At 51.5% G+C, this 16,263-nt stretch carries 24 protein-coding genes; 6 read left to right on the top strand and 18 right to left on the bottom strand.

From position 1 onward, the window contains the following. The first annotated feature begins 333 nt into the window (after positions 1-333). On the top strand, positions 334-888 hold the full coding sequence (locus tag BTJ39_RS23025) for a gamma carbonic anhydrase family protein (RefSeq protein WP_078005018.1): 555 nt from the start codon (positions 334-336) through the stop codon (positions 886-888). Here the strand turns inward: BTJ39_RS23025 and BTJ39_RS23020 are convergent. The 6 genes from BTJ39_RS23020 to dprA are packed head-to-tail and all read right to left on the bottom strand — an operon-like array spanning position 864 to position 4,658. Further along, positions 864-1,115 (bottom strand): DUF1488 family protein, encoded by a 252-nt coding sequence (locus BTJ39_RS23020; RefSeq protein WP_078005017.1) that lies wholly within the window; start codon positions 1,113-1,115, stop codon positions 864-866. The genes BTJ39_RS23025 and BTJ39_RS23020 overlap by 25 nt on opposite strands. Further along, positions 1,112-1,936, bottom strand: a complete 825-nt coding sequence (aroE, locus tag BTJ39_RS23015) for a shikimate dehydrogenase (RefSeq protein ID WP_078005016.1) — start codon at positions 1,934-1,936, stop codon at positions 1,112-1,114. The genes BTJ39_RS23020 and aroE overlap by 4 nt, the downstream gene beginning before the upstream one ends. 7 nt (positions 1,937-1,943) lie before the next feature. Then, positions 1,944-2,486 carry an L-threonylcarbamoyladenylate synthase type 1 TsaC gene (gene tsaC, locus BTJ39_RS23010; protein ID WP_241825966.1) on the bottom strand — a complete coding sequence of 181 codons (543 nt, stop codon included), beginning with the start codon at positions 2,484-2,486 and terminating at the stop codon, positions 1,944-1,946. A 19-nt stretch (positions 2,487-2,505) separates the two neighbouring features. Beyond that, a complete protein-coding gene (locus BTJ39_RS23005) occupies positions 2,506-3,063 on the bottom strand; it encodes a DNA topoisomerase family protein (protein WP_078005014.1) in 558 nt (185 codons plus the stop codon). Positions 3,064-3,088: 25 nt separating this feature from the next. Next, positions 3,089-3,562: a DUF494 family protein Smg gene (gene smg / locus BTJ39_RS23000; protein WP_078005013.1), complete on the bottom strand. Its 474-nt coding sequence runs from the start codon at positions 3,560-3,562 to the stop codon at positions 3,089-3,091. Further along, positions 3,534-4,658 (bottom strand): DNA-protecting protein DprA, encoded by a 1,125-nt coding sequence (gene dprA / locus BTJ39_RS22995; protein WP_078005012.1) that lies wholly within the window; start codon positions 4,656-4,658, stop codon positions 3,534-3,536. The genes smg and dprA overlap by 29 nt, the downstream gene beginning before the upstream one ends. 119 nt (positions 4,659-4,777) lie before the next feature. On the opposite strand from dprA, the gene def reads away from it, so the two are divergent. From def to mscL, 5 genes are all read left to right on the top strand, one after another. Next, positions 4,778-5,287, top strand: coding sequence for a peptide deformylase (def, locus tag BTJ39_RS22990; RefSeq protein ID WP_078005011.1), 510 nt, complete (start codon positions 4,778-4,780; stop codon positions 5,285-5,287). Positions 5,288-5,313: 26 nt separating this feature from the next. After that, complete coding sequence (gene fmt / locus BTJ39_RS22985) at positions 5,314-6,261, top strand: methionyl-tRNA formyltransferase (RefSeq protein WP_078005010.1); 948 nt, start codon at positions 5,314-5,316, stop codon at positions 6,259-6,261. A gap of 44 nt (positions 6,262-6,305) precedes the next feature. Further along, the gene (rsmB, locus tag BTJ39_RS22980; protein ID WP_078005009.1) at positions 6,306-7,607 is read left to right on the top strand and encodes a 16S rRNA (cytosine(967)-C(5))-methyltransferase RsmB; all 1,302 of its coding nucleotides are present in this window, start codon (positions 6,306-6,308) and stop codon (positions 7,605-7,607) included. An 18-nt stretch (positions 7,608-7,625) separates the two neighbouring features. After that, positions 7,626-9,002, top strand: a complete 1,377-nt coding sequence (gene trkA / locus BTJ39_RS22975) for a Trk system potassium transporter TrkA (RefSeq protein WP_078005008.1) — start codon at positions 7,626-7,628, stop codon at positions 9,000-9,002. A 110-nt stretch (positions 9,003-9,112) separates the two neighbouring features. Beyond that, entirely contained in the window at positions 9,113-9,523 is a 411-nt protein-coding gene (mscL, locus tag BTJ39_RS22970; protein WP_078005007.1) for a large-conductance mechanosensitive channel protein MscL, read from the top strand. A gap of 375 nt (positions 9,524-9,898) precedes the next feature. On the opposite strand, the gene BTJ39_RS22965 is transcribed toward mscL, so the two are convergent. The 12 genes from BTJ39_RS22965 to rpmD form a co-directional block, all read right to left on the bottom strand. Beyond that, entirely contained in the window at positions 9,899-10,177 is a 279-nt protein-coding gene (locus BTJ39_RS22965; RefSeq protein ID WP_078005006.1) for an alternative ribosome-rescue factor A, read from the bottom strand. Between the two features lie 54 nt (positions 10,178-10,231). Further along, positions 10,232-10,660 carry a Zn(2+)-responsive transcriptional regulator gene (gene zntR, locus BTJ39_RS22960; protein ID WP_078005005.1) on the bottom strand — a complete coding sequence of 143 codons (429 nt, stop codon included), beginning with the start codon at positions 10,658-10,660 and terminating at the stop codon, positions 10,232-10,234. Further along, positions 10,660-11,034 (bottom strand): DnaJ family domain-containing protein, encoded by a 375-nt coding sequence (locus BTJ39_RS22955; RefSeq protein WP_078005004.1) that lies wholly within the window; start codon positions 11,032-11,034, stop codon positions 10,660-10,662. The genes zntR and BTJ39_RS22955 overlap by 1 nt, the downstream gene beginning before the upstream one ends. A gap of 116 nt (positions 11,035-11,150) precedes the next feature. Beyond that, a complete protein-coding gene (gene rplQ / locus BTJ39_RS22950; protein WP_003850180.1) occupies positions 11,151-11,537 on the bottom strand; it encodes a 50S ribosomal protein L17 in 387 nt (128 codons plus the stop codon). A 40-nt stretch (positions 11,538-11,577) separates the two neighbouring features. Then, a complete protein-coding gene (locus BTJ39_RS22945; protein WP_078005003.1) occupies positions 11,578-12,567 on the bottom strand; it encodes a DNA-directed RNA polymerase subunit alpha in 990 nt (329 codons plus the stop codon). A 25-nt stretch (positions 12,568-12,592) separates the two neighbouring features. Further along, positions 12,593-13,213 carry a 30S ribosomal protein S4 gene (rpsD, locus tag BTJ39_RS22940; protein ID WP_078005002.1) on the bottom strand — a complete coding sequence of 207 codons (621 nt, stop codon included), beginning with the start codon at positions 13,211-13,213 and terminating at the stop codon, positions 12,593-12,595. Positions 13,214-13,244: 31 nt separating this feature from the next. Next, the gene (rpsK, locus tag BTJ39_RS22935; protein WP_004160563.1) at positions 13,245-13,634 is read right to left on the bottom strand and encodes a 30S ribosomal protein S11; all 390 of its coding nucleotides are present in this window, start codon (positions 13,632-13,634) and stop codon (positions 13,245-13,247) included. 16 nt (positions 13,635-13,650) lie between these two features. Beyond that, entirely contained in the window at positions 13,651-14,007 is a 357-nt protein-coding gene (gene rpsM, locus BTJ39_RS22930) for a 30S ribosomal protein S13 (RefSeq protein ID WP_078005001.1), read from the bottom strand. Positions 14,008-14,153: 146 nt separating this feature from the next. Continuing rightward, positions 14,154-14,270 carry a 50S ribosomal protein L36 gene (gene rpmJ, locus BTJ39_RS22925; RefSeq protein ID WP_004160566.1) on the bottom strand — a complete coding sequence of 39 codons (117 nt, stop codon included), beginning with the start codon at positions 14,268-14,270 and terminating at the stop codon, positions 14,154-14,156. Between the two features lie 31 nt (positions 14,271-14,301). Next, positions 14,302-15,633, bottom strand: coding sequence for a preprotein translocase subunit SecY (gene secY / locus BTJ39_RS22920; RefSeq protein WP_078005000.1), 1,332 nt, complete (start codon positions 15,631-15,633; stop codon positions 14,302-14,304). A 7-nt stretch (positions 15,634-15,640) separates the two neighbouring features. Further along, positions 15,641-16,075: a 50S ribosomal protein L15 gene (rplO, locus tag BTJ39_RS22915; RefSeq protein ID WP_078004999.1), complete on the bottom strand. Its 435-nt coding sequence runs from the start codon at positions 16,073-16,075 to the stop codon at positions 15,641-15,643. Between the two features lie 3 nt (positions 16,076-16,078). After that, on the bottom strand, positions 16,079-16,258 hold the full coding sequence (gene rpmD / locus BTJ39_RS22910) for a 50S ribosomal protein L30 (protein ID WP_038016616.1): 180 nt from the start codon (positions 16,256-16,258) through the stop codon (positions 16,079-16,081). Between the last annotated feature and the right edge of the window lie 5 nt (positions 16,259-16,263).

Below are 16,263 nucleotides of genomic sequence, written 5' to 3'. Positions count from 1 at the left end.
CGACGCGGCGTGCAGCCTGCTGTCGCGAGGTGGCGTATATTACGCTTTCCTCTTTCAGAGTCAATTCATTTTTCAGAATTTTTCTCCGCTCCGGCGCCTGCCGGACTGACCTGCCAGCGTTGCCGCCTTGCCGTGTCAGTGGGTGCGCATTATAGGCGGCCGGACTAATTGCACAAGTCCTTTTTGGATCTTTTTTATCGTTCGTCTATTTTTCGTTCGTTAGCCCATTTCTGTCGGTCTGAAATACAAAAATGGTGCTTTGCGTTTATACCTGTTGATCACAGTGCGCGTTATGCGCCAGGCTTTGATCTTCACAATAATGGAGAAGGTACTATGTCTGTAGCTTTACGCACCTTTAATGGAAAGACTCCAACAGCCGGTCAAAGGGTAATGATCGACGAGAGTAGCGTGGTCATCGGTGAAGTCGCTATGGCGGATGATGTTGGCATCTGGCCCCAGGTCGCTATCCGTGGGGATGTTAATTACATTACTATCGGCGCCCGCACGAACATTCAGGACGGCTGCGTGTTGCATGTTACCCATAAATCAAACGCTAATCCGCAGGGAAATCCCTTAGTTATCGGCGCCGAAGTCACCGTCGGCCATAAAGCAATGCTCCATGGCTGTACCATTAAAGATCGGGTGCTGATCGGAATGGGTTCGATCGTGCTGGATGGTGCTGTGATTGAAGAAAATGTCATGATAGGGGCCGGAAGCCTGGTCCCGCCGGGCAAACGACTGGTAAGCGGCTTTCTGTATCTCGGTAGCCCTGTGCATCAGGCCCGGCCGTTAACAGAGAAGGAAATCAACGACCTGCGATACTCGGCTGATAACTACGTAAAATGGAAAGATGAGTATCTATCTCAGGAAAGCCATACCCAGCCCTGAGCGTCCTCAGAACCATCCCGGATTGCATCGCTGGCTTCGTCTTCAAGGTCCCAGCGATGCTGCTGAAAAGTCGTAAGGGGAGAGGCATCACGGCCGTAGCGTACAGATAAAGCCGCACTGGAAATCGCGCAAGTTACCTGAAAACCATTGACCAGCGCGATAAAACAGACCGCCTGATACTCAGCGTTCCACCATTCCCGTTCCGGAAACTCTATTGACTGATTCACTCAGGCAGCTCAGATTTCAGACTGGCGATTACCGGTGCGATATCCGGCATTACGCCATGCCAAAGATAAAATGAATGGGCGGCCTGCCCCACCAGCATTCCTAATCCGTCGGCAAGGTGTTGCGTTCCTTGCTGCTGACACCAGATAAGAAAAGGCGTTAATTCCTGACCATAAAACATATCGTAGCAGCGGGTTTCACCATCAATGACAGGAGCAGGGATTACGGGAATATCACCTTCTAAGCCGCTGGAAGTTGCATTAATAATCAGGTCAAAATGCTGCTCAGCCAGTTCAGTTAAAGCACAATACTGTATATTGCCATACTGCTGAAACAGCCGGACCAACTCTTCGGCGCGCCCAGGCGTCCGGTTAGCGATAGCGATATCGACACCGTACTGAAGTAAAGGCAGGATGACGCCTCTGGCCGCGCCTCCTGCGCCAATCAGCAGAACCTTATATCCCGGCTGGAGCATATCCAGGCGCTGGAGGTCGGTTAGCAATCCTATCCCGTCAGTGTTATCGCCCAATAGTGATCCATCATCTCTGCGCTTTAAGGTATTTACCGCCCCGGCCAGAGAGGCTCGTTCTGTTAGTTGATTCGCCAGCTGACAGGCTTCCAGCTTAAAGGGCATAGTCACATTGGCTCCCTGACCGCCGGCGCTGAAAAAAGCCTCAATGGCTGCTGCAAATCTATCGTGCGGGGCCAGAATGCGTCCGTAAGGATGCGCAATCCCCGTCTGCAAGGCGAATAACTGATGGATATGTGGGGACTTGCTGTGCTTAATCGGGTTACCAAAAACCACATAGGGCTGTTCTGACATTATAACCTTACCCCTGCCTGATCTGATTACCTGTTAATACATCACGGATTTCGGAAGGATTAGCTCGCCCGCCAGTTTGCCCAACCAGCACCGGAAATTCAGCACCGAACTGAGCGTAAGCCTCTTTCGCGCTGCGGCAGGGTTCCTGTCCACTGAGGTTGGCACTGGTTGAAACCAGCGGTTTGCCAAATTCGCGGCAAAGTTTTTTAACCAGTGGATGGTCGGTCACGCGCACCGCCAAAGAATCAAAACGCCCGGTTAACCAGCGCGGCGTCTGAGGCCGGGCAGGTAATACCCAGGTCACTGGACCAGGCCAGCTGGCGAACATGCGTTCTTTTTGCGTCACCGATAACTCCTGTAGCGCAACGTAGGGTTCCAACTGAGCAAAAGTATCGGCAATCAGAATCAACCCTTTCTCAGCAGGACGCTGCTTTAACGCCAGAAGTTTCATAACTGCGGTTTCACTATCCGGATTACAGCCTAGCCCAAATACGGCTTCGGTTGGATAAGCGATTACTTTGTTTTTATGCAGCGCATCGAGGCACAGCATAAAATTATCGTTTTTAACTTCAAGGTTCACTGGTATTTCCTGAATCAACGGGCTTACCGCAGGCCTTACTGGCACAAAATCGCTTCACGCCACGTGCATTTTTTTTCTCAATTAATAGCGGAAAGTGGCAATACGCGCACTGGCCTTCTATCGGAGTAAAGTTGACGGCAAACTGGCAATCAGGATAACGATCGCAGGCATGAAAGGTTTTGCCATAGCGTGAGCGGCGCTGCACTAATTTACCCTGCCGGCATTGAGGGCAGATAATAGACGTTTCGTCAGGGCGGTCAATTGTCTCAGTATGCTCACATTGCGGATAGTCGCTGCAACCAATAAACATGCCGTAACGGCCTTGCCGCAATACTAGCTCAGCCTGACATAATGGACAGTGCTGACCCGCAAGAACTTTAACAATATGACCATCGGCCTGCTGTTTCAGCGGGCGAATATAATCACATTGGGGATAGTGGGAGCACCCCAGAAAAGCGCCGTGTTTTCCTGAGCGTATAACCAGCTCTGCCCCACACTGGGGGCAGAGCTCATTTTTTGCCGCGCTGAACAGCGCTGTTTTACTCATAATTCATTGCACGAGCGGTGTAGTCTCAGTGCATCATTCCTTCATTGACGTCGAAAAGTAGCTCTTCCATCTGCTGATAGGCGTTTTCACATCCAGGGATGTTAAACAGCACCATCAATACGACCCATTTGAGGTCTTCCAGATCAAATTCGAGGGTATCAAGCGCCATCACGCGTTCGATGACCATCTCCCGGGTATCCATATTCAGCACCTGGATCTGCTCCAGGAACAGAATAAAACCGCGGCAGTCGGCATCAAGTCGCTGACTCTCATCCTCGGTGTAAATCCGCATTGACAGCGGGTCGGTTGCCAGTTGAATAGGTGCAGCAAGTCCATCCTGGTAGTCTGCCAACTTCTCTAACCAGTTCAACGCATTATAGATATCTTCCCGATGAAAACCTGCATCGGTCAAATCATCAGTCAGCTTATCCTGATCCACGCGCATTTCAACTTCATTGTGGATATAAGTTTCAAATAAGTACATTAGTACGTCGAACATGGCTTGCCCTCCTCAATCGGACATAGCCGCCGGGTACAGCTGCGATCCATCCTGCTAACTCCAACTCAAGCAGCTTAGCTACGATGACTGGCACAGGTTGGCCGGCACGTTCAGCGACGACGTCAACAGGTGTAACCTCATCTCCTACGTTAGCCAACACGTCAGCAAATGGCAATGGCGCAGTGGTATCATCTGATGAAAATAGTGAGTTTTCTGGAGTATTTGGCAACCAGCGCAAATTACCGTTGAGCTGCTCAAGAATATTATTGGGATGAGCCACCAGTAATGCGCCTTGTTGAATCAATTCATGGGTTCCTGCGCTGGTCGGATTACCCAACGCGCCGGGTAAGGCAAAAACATCCCGATTTTGTTCAAGAGCGTGCCGGGCAGTAATCAACGATCCGCTGCGAGAAGCTGCCTCCACGACCAGCACGCCAAGGCTCAGACCGCTGATGATCCGGTTGCGCCGGGGAAAATGCCATCCCAGCGGCGGCGCATCTAAAGCACACTCGGACACCAGCGCGCCGCCCTGCTCAATGATTGATTCGGCCAGGGGAAGATGACATCGCGGGTGGCAGCGCAGCAGCCCACTTCCCAACACCGCAACGGTCTTGCCGCCCACATTCAACGTGCTGGTATGCACAATGCCATCAATTCCCAATGCCAGGCCACTGGTCAAGGTTAGCCCACTCAGCGCCAGCGCCTGGCAAAACAGCGTCCCCCACTGCTTGCCATATACCGATGCCTGCCGACTACCGACCACGGCGAGCTGCGGGGTATGCAGCGCAGCGACAGATCCCTGTACAAACAGCATCGCTGGCGGCGTGGCAATCTGCGCCAGTAAAGGCGGGTAGTCCGGTGCACCCCAGGTAATTAAATGATGGTCAGGCTGCGCCAGCCAATTCAGCGCCTCTGCAATTTCTCGCTCTTGCTGCTGCCAAAACAGTCGCTGCTGGTCGCCACTAAGGCCAGCTTCATCCATATCAGCTTGCTGCAGCGAAGAACTTTTACTCAGTTGTTGGACGATGCTAAGGCGCTGTTGTGGCGTTAAACCCACGACATTTTGTAGCCTCAGCCAGATGGTGGTTGTAGTCATTGCCCTGTCCCTGATAATTGAGCCGCCTCCATAGCGGTCTGAATGCTGTCAATCAGGCGCTGAAATGTCTACAATAAACAAAATATATTCTCTCTCTTAGAACACAGCTCTGGAAAATTATGTCCGTTTTGCAGGTTTTACACTATCCGGACGATCGGCTACGTACCGTTGCCGAGCCGGTTAAAACAGTTGATGCCAATATTCAGCGTATCGTTGATGATATGTTCGAGACTATGTATGGCGAAGAAGGCATTGGCCTGGCCGCCACGCAGGTAGATATTCATCAGCGTATTATCGTTATCGACGTTTCGGAAAACCGGGATAGCCGCCTGGTTCTGATCAACCCGGAGCTACTGGAAAAAAGTGGTGAAACCGGCATTGAAGAAGGCTGCCTTTCTATTCCCAATTACCGGGCGCTGGTTCCCCGCGCCGAAAACGTGAAAGTTCGGGCGCTTGACCGTGATGGCAACAGCGTTGAAATCGTCGCAGATGGTCTGCTGGCAATTTGTATTCAGCATGAAATGGATCATCTGCTGGGCAAGCTTTTTATTGATTATCTTTCTCCGCTGAAACGTCAGCGCGTACGTCAGAAACTGGAGAAGCTTCAGCGCCAGAGCACACGAGATTAATAATCGACAGCCGAGTGACAACCCACGTGTCTGAATCATTAAATATCATTTTTGCCGGCACGCCTGATTTCGCCGCCCGGCATCTCACTGCGTTGTTGGCTTCAGCTCACAATGTCGTTGGCGTATTTACTCAACCCGACAGGCCCGCAGGTCGGGGCAAGCAGTTGATGGCCAGCCCGGTAAAAAGGCTGGCGGAAGCTGAAAACATTCCGGTATTTCAACCTAAATCACTTCGTCAGGAAGAAAACCAGCAGCTGATATCCGCATTGCACGCTGATGTCATGGTCGTCGTAGCCTACGGTCTTATCCTGCCTCAGGCGGTACTTGATATGCCAAAGCTGGGCTGCATAAACGTCCACGGTTCGCTGCTGCCGCGCTGGCGCGGTGCCGCGCCCATTCAGCGAGCGCTCTGGGCCGGAGATGCAACAACCGGCGTGACCATAATGCAAATGGATGCCGGTCTGGATACCGGTGATATGCTCTGTAAGCTCAGCTGCCCGATCGAATCGGACGATACCAGCGCGACGCTTTATGACAAGCTGTCCGCGCTCGGGCCGCAAGGTTTGCTGGAAACCATCGACCAGCTTGCCGCCGGCAGGTCCAGCGCCGAAAAGCAAAATGACAGTCTGGCAAATTACGCCGAAAAGCTGACCAAAGAAGAAGCGCGCCTTGACTGGTCTCTGCCCGCAATTCAGCTGGAACGATGTATCCGCGCCTTTAACCCATGGCCGGTGAGTTATCTTATGGTTGATGCTCTGTCGATTAAAGTCTGGCAGGCCTCGGTGCTGCCTGCCGTTGCCAACAGCCAGCCCGGAGACATTCTGGCGTCTGATAAAAATGGTATCCAGGTCGCCACCGCCGACGGTGTTCTCAATCTGGAAATACTGCAACCGCCAGGCAAGAAGGCAATGCCGGCGCGGGATCTGCTTAATTCACGCCGGGAATGGTTTCTACCCGGCAATAAACTGGCCTGATAAACAAACCCGGCAAACGCCGGGTTTTTAACTTAAAACTCGTTATGAAAAAACAAAATAATGTGCGTAGTCTCGCCGCCGGGGCGCTTGAGCGCGTGGTTGAAAAAGGTGAATCACTCAGCACCATACTGCCCGTTTTGCAAAAGCCGCTGAATGACAAAGATAGCGCGCTGTTGCAGGAGTTATGCTTCGGCGTTCTGCGCATGTTACCTCGCCTTGAGGCGCTGACAGGTCAGTTGATGGAGCGAACCCTGAAAGGTAAGCTTCGTCCCCTTCATTTTTTAATCATGGTGGGCCTGTATCAGCTCATAGCGATGCGCGTTCCTCCGCACGCCGCCCTGGCTGAAACCGTTGAAGGTGCCGTGGCCTTAAATCGCCAGCAGATGAAAGGTCTGATCAATGGCGTTCTGCGTCAGTTTCAACGCCGTCAGGGAGAACTGATGACCTCGGTTGATGACGCCAAAGTCAATTACCTTCATCCCGGCTGGCTACTGAAACGACTGCAACTTGCCTGGCCTGATAACTGGCAGCAAATCGTTGCCGCCAATAATCAACGTCCGCCAATGTGGCTACGGGTTAACCGTCAGCTTCATTCACGCGACGCCTGGCTGGCGCTGCTGCAGGAAAAGGGTAAGGATGCTTATCCGCATCCTGATGAACCGGATGCTCTACGGCTTGATACACCTTGTACCGTAAGCCAACTACCGGGCTTTACTAAAGGCTGGATTACCGTGCAGGACGTTTCAGCGCAAGGCTGTATACGCCTGCTTGAGCCGCAAAACGGCGAGACAATCCTCGATCTCTGCGCCGCGCCCGGAGGAAAAACAACTCACATTCTGGAAGCCGCGCCGACGGCCAGGGTGATGGCGGTCGACGTGGATGCCCAGAGGCTGGTAAGGATAACCGAAAACCTGACGCGTCTCGCGATGCAAGCCGAGGTTATTCAGGGAGACGGACGCACCCCATCAGCCTGGTGTGGAGAACAACAGTTTGATCGCATTTTAATCGACGCACCCTGCTCTGCAACCGGCGTCATACGCCGCCATCCGGACATCAAATGGCTGCGGCGCGATCGCGATATTGATGAACTGGCGGCCCTGCAATCAGCGATTCTCGACGCCGTGTGGCCACATCTGAAACAAGGCGGCACGTTAGTCTATGCAACCTGCTCCGTATTGCCGGAAGAGAATCATCAGCAGATAACGGCCTTCCTCTCCCGCCATAGCGACGCTCAACTGACTGATACCGGTACGCCCGCGAAGCCAGGACTGCAAATATTTCCTGCACCCGATGGCGGTGATGGTTTTTTCTACGCTAAATTGATAAAAAACGTTAACGCTGTATAACCGGCAGGCTGAAGTGCTATGAAAATAATCATTTTAGGTGCGGGCCAGGTTGGCGGTACCCTGGCAGAAAACCTCGTTGGTGAAAATAACGATATCACCGTAGTGGACACCAATCCTCTGCGCCTGCGTCATTTGCAGGATAAATTCGATTTACGCGTTGTCGTTGGTCCAGGTTCACATCCGCGAACGCTGCGTGAAGCTGGCGCAGGTGATGCCGATATGCTGGTTGCCGTCACCAATTCAGATGAAACTAACATGGTTGCCTGCCAGGTCGCTTATTCACTTTTTAATACGCCCAACCGTATCGCCCGTATTCGCGCACCGGATTACATCCGCGATGCAAGTAAACTGTTTATACCCGAAGCGATTCCAATCGATCATTTAATATCGCCGGAGCAGTTAGTAATCGATAATATTTATCGCTTGATCGAATATCCCGGCGCCTTACAGGTGGTCAATTTCGCTGAAGGTAAAGTTAGCCTCGCCGTCGTCAAAGCCTATTATGGTGGCCCGCTGGTAGGTAATGCTCTTTCAGTAATGCGCGATCATATGCCCCACATCGATACCCGGGTAGCGGCTATTTTTCGCCACGACCGCCCTATTCGTCCACAGGGATCAACCATTGTTGAAGCGGGCGATGAGGTATTCTTTATTGCCGCCAGCCAGCATATTCGTGCGGTAATGAGTGAATATCAGCGTCTGGAAAAGCCGTATAAGCGCATTATGATCGTCGGCGGTGGCAATATTGGTTTTGGTCTGGCACAAAAGCTGGAAAAACAGTACAGCGTTAAGCTGATCGAGCGCGATCAGCAGCGCGCCGCCGATCTTGCCGAACAGCTGCAGGATACCATCGTATTTTATGGTGATGCTTCAGATCAGGAACTGCTGCTCGAAGAGCACATTGATCAGGTTGATCTGTTTATCGCTATTACTAATGATGACGAAGCTAACATCATGTCAGCAATGCTGGCGAAACGCATGGGTGCTAAAAAAGTGATGGTGCTTATTCAACGCCGCGCCTATGTCGATTTAGTACAGGGAAGCGTTATAGATATTGCTATTTCGCCTCAGCAGGCCACCATCTCAGCCCTGTTAAGCCACGTCCGCAAAGCCGATATTGTCGGAGTTTCTTCTCTGCGCCGCGGCGTCGCGGAAGCAATTGAAGCGATTGCGCATGGTGATGAATCAACCTCACGCGTTGTTGGCCGGTTAATCGATGAGATTAAACTGCCGCCCGGCACAATTATTGGCGCCGTAGTCCGCGGGGATGATGTCATGATCGCTAACGACAACCTGCGCATCGAACAGGGCGATCATGTCATTATGTTCCTGACGGATAAAAAGTTTGTGCCAGATGTAGAGCGTCTGTTCCAGCCAAGTCCATTTTTCCTGTAACGCTATTTTCATTTATAACTTACAGTGATTGCTAACTTTATTAGCAATCACTGTGGCAAAAGCCCAGCGGTTTGTTAGACTTTAAAACTGGCAAAGGACAGGAGATAACAATGAGTATTTTCAAAGAGTTTCGCGATTTTGCTATGCGCGGCAACGTGGTCGACCTTGCAGTTGGTGTGATCATCGGTGCCGCGTTCGGCAAGATCGTTTCATCACTTGTAGCAAACATAATCATGCCACCACTGGGCTTATTAATTGGCGGAGTGGACTTTAAGCAGTTCAGCTGGGTGTTACGTCCGGCTCAGGGTGATGTTCCTGCCGTGGTAATGGAATACGGCGTTTTCCTGCAAACAATCTTCGACTTTGTCATCATCGCTTTCGCCATTTTTATCGCGATCAAGCTGATGAATAAGCTCTACCAGAAAAAAGAAGTCGAAAAACCTGCCGCCAAACCCAGCGCTGAGGAAGTACTACTCACCGAAATCCGCGATCTGCTCAAACAGCAGAACAATAAAATCTGATAGCGCTGCCGTAAGGCGGCTTCATACAATTAATCAGAAACTAATCCCCGGGCACGTACATCAGTATGTCCCCGGGGATTAGTTTAAGCAGCCAGATTTCGCCCTACGGCAAGGCGGCAACACTCATCCCCGCGAGCATACACCAGTATGTGACCGGGGTGAGTTTAAGCAGCCAACGCCGCCGTGGTGTGAAGGCGCCCCCCGCGCTTAGCAGCCAGATTTCGCGCTACGGCAAGGCGGCAAGTACACTCATCCCCGCGAGCATACACCAGTATGTGACCGGGGTGAGTTTAAGCCGCCAACGCCGCCGTGGTGTGAAGGCGCCCCCCGCGCTTAGCAGCCAGATTTCGCGCTACGGCAAGGCGGCAAGTACACTCATCCCCGCGAGCATACACCAGTATGTGACCGGGGTGAGTTTAAGCAGCCAACGCCGCCGTGGTGTGAAAGATGGCTGCTAAGCAGCAGGAGGGCAGTGGTAAAGCTATCCTTACCACTGCCCTCCCAGTTCCCCTTCCTGCCATGTTTCTCTTTCCGCCGATAGCTGCCTTTCCCATTCAGATTGACTTCAACGCGCTGACGAAACAACGGATCGTGCAATAACGCCTCGAGGGCATTATCCCGGATCTTACCTTTTTTGTGCTGATAACCAGCCATAAACCTCTCCACTTAATGAACGCTCAGCATACATGCCTGGCGCAGAAAAAAAATTTAATTTGATGAAGCAACATTATGCCGGGCGCCGTGCTCAAGCGCTTCAAGAATCGAACATGAGACGCTGCTATGGGCGGTGCCGCAACACAGGTCGTGAAGATGCTGCAAAGAACCCTGCATTTTTTGCAGTTCGCTAATCATATTTTGTACCTCAACCAGCCTGGCCTGAACAATCGCTTTTGATTCACGGCAAGTATGGTGTTCGGGATCAACCCTGATCGAGAGTAGCTCCTTGATAGCTTCAAGGGTAAATCCAAGCTGGCGCCCGTAGCGTATAAATTTAAGCCGCTGCAGATCGTTATCGCTGTAAAGCCGGAATCCTCCCTCAGTGCGAATTTCATGGTCCATCATGCCCTGCTTTTCATAAAAGCGAACGGTGTCAGGCGTGACATCGGCTAGTTTAGCCAGTTGTCCTATGCGGTACATCAGGCCCCCTTAGAAGTAAAATGGTCGCGAATTAGCGGTCCGTAATCACCACGCAGGAAATCTGTATTCAACCCGGACTGCTGCAGTTTTAACTCCAGTAAGCGCAGTTGCTTGAGCGAAAGTTCATAGGCATCATCAGTCGGCTCCAGGGTGCGCAGCAGCGCGCTGAGCTCAACAGCATCCTTTTGCATTTGCAGTTCCGGTGGCAGAAAGCCGGCATTTTTCAAAATACGATAGGCCACCCGCAGCTGCTCAGGAACGAGGCTGTCATCATCAAGCTCAAGAGGCAATCCCTCACCAGGCAAATTATCGAATTCACCTTTTCGTTGTGCTTCCATGATCTGTTGCTCAACCAGCCGATCGATAAACAACATTGTTGAAAACTCCCTTCCGGGACATAGCAGGAGAGTTGTATTTAACAGAAGAAAAATATAGCAGACAGAAAAAAACCGGGCAAAGCCCGGTTTTTTTTAGCCTGTCACCGCGCGGATTACTCCGCAGCAGCTTCAGCCTGAGCTTCTGGACGATCAACCAGCTCGATGTAAGCCATCGGAGCGTTGTCACCAGCGCGGAAACCACACTTCAGAATACGAGTGTAACCACCTGCACGGCTCGCGAAACGCGGGCCCAGCTCATTAAACAGTTTTGCCACGATCTCGTTATCACGAGTACGGGCGAATGCCAGACGACGATTAGCAACGCTGTCGGTCTTGGCAAGAGTAATCAGCGGCTCAACCACGCGACGCAGCTCTTTCGCTTTAGGCAGTGTCGTCTTGATGATTTCATGACGAACCAGAGAACCTGCCATGTTACGGAACATAGCCTGGCGATGGCTGCTGTTGCGGTTCAGTTGACGACCACTCTTACGATGGCGCATGACCTTATCCTTCTCAGTGGAACCTTAACCTGCGATCCGGTTATTCATCAGCAATGCTTGCCGGCGGCCAGTTCTCAAGGCGCATGCCCAGAGACAAACCGCGTGAGGCCAGCACGTCTTTAATCTCGGTAAGAGATTTTTTACCAAGGTTAGGCGTTTTCAGCAGCTCAACCTCGGTACGCTGTACCAGATCACCGATGTAGTGGATAGCTTCTGCCTTAAGGCAGTTAGCAGAGCGGACAGTCAATTCCAGATCGTCAACAGGGCGCAGCAGGATCGGATCGAATTCTGGTTTCTCTTCTTTGACTTCCGGCTGACGTACATCACGTAAGTCAACGAAAGCTTCCAGTTGTTCTGCCAGGATGGTAGCCGCACGGCGGATCGCTTCTTCAGGATCCAGAGTGCCGTTGGTTTCCATTTCGATGACCAGCTTGTCCAGGTCGGTACGCTGTTCTACACGCGCTGCTTCAACATTGTAGGCAATACGCTCTACAGGGCTGTAGCAGGCGTCGACCAACAGACGGCCGATTGGGCGCTCATCTTCTTCCGAATGAATTCGGGCAGAAGCCGGCACATAACCACGACCACGCTGCACTTTGATACGCATGCTAATAGCGGCATTATCATCGGTCAGATGGCAGATCACATGCTGCGGCTTGACGATTTCGACATCACCATCATGGGTAATGTCGGCTGCAGTCACAGGGCCAATGCCAGATTTATTCAAGGTTAAAATAACTTCATCTTTACCCTGAACTTTCACCGCAAGCCCTTTCAGATTGAGCAGGATTTCCAGAATATCTTCCTGGACCCCTTCTTTGGTGCTGTACTCGTGCAGTACACCATCAATCTCAACCTCGGTCACCGCGCAACCCGGCATTGACGAAAGCAGAATACGGCGCAGTGCGTTACCCAGAGTATGGCCAAAGCCACGCTCTAAAGGTTCAAGGGTCACCTTGGCGTGCGTCGAACTGACTTGCTCGATATCTACCAGGCGCGGTTTTAGAAACTCTGTCACAGAACCCTGCATTGTGTCCTCTCTTTGGTACTAAGCTTTACTTGGAGTAAAGCTCGACGATCAGGTGTTCGTTAATGTCCGCAGACAGATCGGTACGTTCAGGAATACGTTTGAACACACCTTCCATCTTAGTTGCATCAACTTCCAGCCAGGTAGGCTTTTCACGCTGTTCAGCCAGCTCCAGAGCGGCTTTCACGCGAGACTGCTTTTTGGCTTTCTCGCGGATGCTAACAACGTCATTCGGAGATACCTGAAAAGAAGCGATGTTAACAACGCGGCCGTTTACCATCACAGACTTGTGGCTAACCAGCTGACGTGCTTCCGCACGAGTGGCGCCGAAGCCCATACGATAAACTACGTTATCCAGACGACCTTCCAGCAGAGCCAACAGGTTTTCACCGGTGTTGCCTTTCAGACGTGCTGCTTCTTTGTAATAGTTACGGAACTGACGCTCAAGGATGCCGTACATACGACGAACTTTCTGCTTTTCACGTAACTGGACGCCGTAGTCAGACAGACGCGGTTTACGCGCACCGTGCTGGCCAGGAGCCTGTTCAATCTTACACTTGGAATCAATCGCGCGAACGCCAGACTTCAGGAAGAGGTCTGTACCCTCGCGGCGGCTCAGCTTGAGCTTAGGACCCAAATATCTTGCCATTTTCTTTCTCCAACTATCCTAAAAACGTACGTTAAACGCGACGTTTTTTCGGCGGACGACAACCGTTGTGAGGGATCGGAGTCACATCAGTAATGTTCGTGATGCGGAAACCAGCGGCGTTCAGAGCGCGAATGGTAGATTCGCGGCCCGGACCCGGACCCTTAACCATAACTTCCAGATTCTTAATACCGTAATCTTTCACGGCCTCTGCGCAGCGCTCAGCAGCAACCTGTGCGGCGAACGGCGTAGATTTACGAGAACCACGGAAACCGGAACCACCGGCTGTTGCCCAACCCAGAGCGTTACCCTGACGATCGGTAATAGTAACGATGGTGTTGTTAAAAGAAGCATGGACATGAGCCACGCCGTCTGAGACTTGCTTTCTTACACGTTTACGTGCACGAACTGGTGCCTTTGCCATTATTCAATCACCCCGATTATTTCTTGATCGGTTTGCGCGGACCCTTACGGGTACGGGCGTTGGTCTTGGTGCGCTGACCGCGTACCGGTAGACCACGACGATGACGCAAACCACGGTAGCAGCCAAGGTCCATAAGACGCTTGATGCTCAGGGTGATTTCACGGCGCAGATCGCCTTCGACGACGAATTTGCCAACTGCATCACGCAGTTGTTCAATCTGCTCTTCTGATAGCTCACTGATCTTAACATCTTCAGCAATACCCGTTGAGGCACAGATGGCTTTAGAACGAGTTTTGCCGATACCGTAGATCGAAGTTAATGCGATAACGGTATGTTTATGATCAGGAATGTTAATGCCTGCTATACGGGCCACTATGCACTCCTATTAGGTTAAATATGCGCTCCATGCCGAAAAGCCCGTTTTCAGGATACTCAAATGGAAACGCATAGACATAAAAAAGATTGGCTGGCTAATCTAGCCAGCTCAACCCGACTTTGCAAGAAAAATATGCAACTAAATCAGCCCTGGCGCTGTTTGTGCTTAGGCTCTGCACTGCAAATCACACGTACGACACCGTCGCGACGAATGATTTTGCAGTTACGGCATAATTTCTTGACGGAAGCACGAACTTTCATTTTTACTCTCCGTAACTTCTCAGGCCCCTGATTAGCGGCTATAGCCTTTCAGGTTCGCCTTCTTCAAAGCAGACTCATATTGACTGGACATCATCAGAGTTTGCACTTGAGCCATAAAGTCCATGATGACAACGACTACGATCAGCAGTGAAGTACCGCCGAAGTAGAAGGGAACTTTCATCGCATCACGCATGAACTCCGGGATCAGGCAGATAAAGGTAATGTACAGTGCGCCAACTAAGGTCAAACGCGTCATTACTTTATCGATATACTTCGCCGTTTGCTCTCCCGGACGAATTCCTGGTACGAACGCACCGGACTTCTTCAGGTTATCTGCTGTTTCACGCGGGTTGAACACCAGCGCCGTGTAAAAGAAACAGAAGAAAATGATTGCAGTCGCATAGAGTAACACATAAAGCGGCTGTCCCGGCTGCAAATATAGTGAAATATCTGACAACCAGTTCCAACCGGAACCGCTTCCGAACCAGGACGCAATGGTCGCAGGAAACAGAATGATACTGGAAGCAAAAATTGCCGGGATAACCCCTGCCATGTTTACTTTCAGCGGTAAATGTGTGCTCTGTGCAGCGTAGACCCGACGTCCTTGCTGACGTTTCGCATAGTTCACCACAATGCGGCGTTGACCACGCTCAACGAAAATAACGAAGTAAGTCACTGCAAATACGAGCGCTGCAACCAATACCAACAGAAGGAAGTGCAAGTCGCCTTGCCGCGCTTGCTCGATGGTATGGCCAATGGCCGGCGGCAAACCCGCAACGATACCAGCGAAGATAATGATTGAGATACCGTTTCCGATACCTCGCTCAGTAATCTGTTCACCCAGCCACATCAGGAACATAGTCCCGGTCACCAGGCTGACAACAGCGGTAAAGTAGAAGGCAAAGCCAGGATGAATTACCAGGCCCTGCATCCCAGGCATATTCGGTAAACCGGTAGCAATACCGATTGACTGAAAGACTGCCAATACCAGCGTGCCGTAGCGGGTGTACTGGCTAATCTTGCGACGGCCAGCCTCCCCTTCTTTCTTAATCTCCGCTAACGCCGGATGAACCACCGTTAACAGCTGGATAATAATAGAGGCCGAAATATACGGCATAATACCCAGCGCAAAGATCGAGGCACGACTGAGGGCACCACCAGAGAACATGTTAAACATTTCAATGATGGTGCCGCGCTGTTGTTCAAGCAGTTTGGCAAGTACAGTGGCATCGATACCAGGGATCGGAATGAAAGAGCCAATGCGGAACACAATCAGCGCACCGATCACAAACAGTAGTCTGCGCTTCAGTTCACCTAACCCACCTTTGGCACTTTGAAAATCTAATCCCGGTTGCTTAGCCATCTGCTACTTATTCCTCGATTTTACCGCCAGCAGCTTCGATTGCAGCACGAGCGCCTTTAGTCACACGCAGTCCACGAACGGTTACCGGCACTTTCACTTCACCAGACAGGATCACTTTCGCGAACTCAATCTGAATACCGATTACGTTTGCAGCTTTCAGCGTGTTCAGGTCAACAATACCGCCATCAACTTTCGCCAGCTCAGACAGACGCACTTCTGCGGTGACTGCTGCTTTACGAGAAGTAAAACCGAATTTCGGCAGACGACGATACAACGGCATCTGACCGCCCTCGAAACCGCGACGTACGCCACCGCCAGAACGAGATTTCTGACCTTTGTGACCACGACCACCGGTTTTACCGAGGCCAGAACCGATACCACGACCCAGACGCTTAGGCGCGTGCTTAGAGCCTTCGGCTGGAGACAGAGTATTTAAACGCATCTGTTACTCCTCCACTTTAACCATGTAGTAAACCGCGTTGACCATGCCGCGAACAGCAGGAGTATCCTCGCGCTCTACAGTGTGGCCGATGCGACGCAGACCTAAGCCAAGCAGCGTTGCTTTATGCTTAGGCAGACGACCGATCGCGCTGCGGGTTTGTGTGATTTTAATAGTCTTAGCCATGGTCA

Source organism: Izhakiella australiensis, from assembly GCF_002006995.1.
Taxonomy (GTDB): domain Bacteria; phylum Pseudomonadota; class Gammaproteobacteria; order Enterobacterales; family Enterobacteriaceae; genus Izhakiella; species Izhakiella australiensis.
The sequence above is the reverse complement of the archived record's forward strand: the minus strand, read 5'-3'. Positions and strand labels throughout refer to the sequence as shown.

Coding starts and splice junctions, on each gene's coding strand:
- BTJ39_RS23025 (WP_078005018.1), top strand. CDS start 334: ATGTCTGTAGCTTTACGCACCTTTAATGGAAAGACTCCAACAGCCGGT.
- aroE (WP_078005016.1), bottom strand. CDS start 1,936: ATGTCAGAACAGCCCTATGTGGTTTTTGGTAACCCGATTAAGCACAGC.
- tsaC (WP_241825966.1), bottom strand. CDS start 2,486: ATGCTGTGCCTCGATGCGCTGCATAAAAACAAAGTAATCGCTTATCCA.
- BTJ39_RS23005 (WP_078005014.1), bottom strand. CDS start 3,063: ATGAGTAAAACAGCGCTGTTCAGCGCGGCAAAAAATGAGCTCTGCCCC.
- smg (WP_078005013.1), bottom strand. CDS start 3,562: ATGTTCGACGTACTAATGTACTTATTTGAAACTTATATCCACAATGAA.
- dprA (WP_078005012.1), bottom strand. CDS start 4,658: ATGACTACAACCACCATCTGGCTGAGGCTACAAAATGTCGTGGGTTTA.
- def (WP_078005011.1), top strand. CDS start 4,778: ATGTCCGTTTTGCAGGTTTTACACTATCCGGACGATCGGCTACGTACC.
- rsmB (WP_078005009.1), top strand. CDS start 6,306: ATGAAAAAACAAAATAATGTGCGTAGTCTCGCCGCCGGGGCGCTTGAG.
- trkA (WP_078005008.1), top strand. CDS start 7,626: ATGAAAATAATCATTTTAGGTGCGGGCCAGGTTGGCGGTACCCTGGCA.
- mscL (WP_078005007.1), top strand. CDS start 9,113: ATGAGTATTTTCAAAGAGTTTCGCGATTTTGCTATGCGCGGCAACGTG.
- BTJ39_RS22965 (WP_078005006.1), bottom strand. CDS start 10,177: ATGGCTGGTTATCAGCACAAAAAAGGTAAGATCCGGGATAATGCCCTC.
- zntR (WP_078005005.1), bottom strand. CDS start 10,660: ATGTACCGCATAGGACAACTGGCTAAACTAGCCGATGTCACGCCTGAC.
- BTJ39_RS22955 (WP_078005004.1), bottom strand. CDS start 11,034: ATGTTGTTTATCGATCGGCTGGTTGAGCAACAGATCATGGAAGCACAA.
- rplQ (WP_003850180.1), bottom strand. CDS start 11,537: ATGCGCCATCGTAAGAGTGGTCGTCAACTGAACCGCAACAGCAGCCAT.
- BTJ39_RS22945 (WP_078005003.1), bottom strand. CDS start 12,567: ATGCAGGGTTCTGTGACAGAGTTTCTAAAACCGCGCCTGGTAGATATC.
- rpsD (WP_078005002.1), bottom strand. CDS start 13,213: ATGGCAAGATATTTGGGTCCTAAGCTCAAGCTGAGCCGCCGCGAGGGT.
- rpsK (WP_004160563.1), bottom strand. CDS start 13,634: ATGGCAAAGGCACCAGTTCGTGCACGTAAACGTGTAAGAAAGCAAGTC.
- rpmJ (WP_004160566.1), bottom strand. CDS start 14,270: ATGAAAGTTCGTGCTTCCGTCAAGAAATTATGCCGTAACTGCAAAATC.
- secY (WP_078005000.1), bottom strand. CDS start 15,633: ATGGCTAAGCAACCGGGATTAGATTTTCAAAGTGCCAAAGGTGGGTTA.
- rplO (WP_078004999.1), bottom strand. CDS start 16,075: ATGCGTTTAAATACTCTGTCTCCAGCCGAAGGCTCTAAGCACGCGCCT.
- rpmD (WP_038016616.1), bottom strand. CDS start 16,258: ATGGCTAAGACTATTAAAATCACACAAACCCGCAGCGCGATCGGTCGT.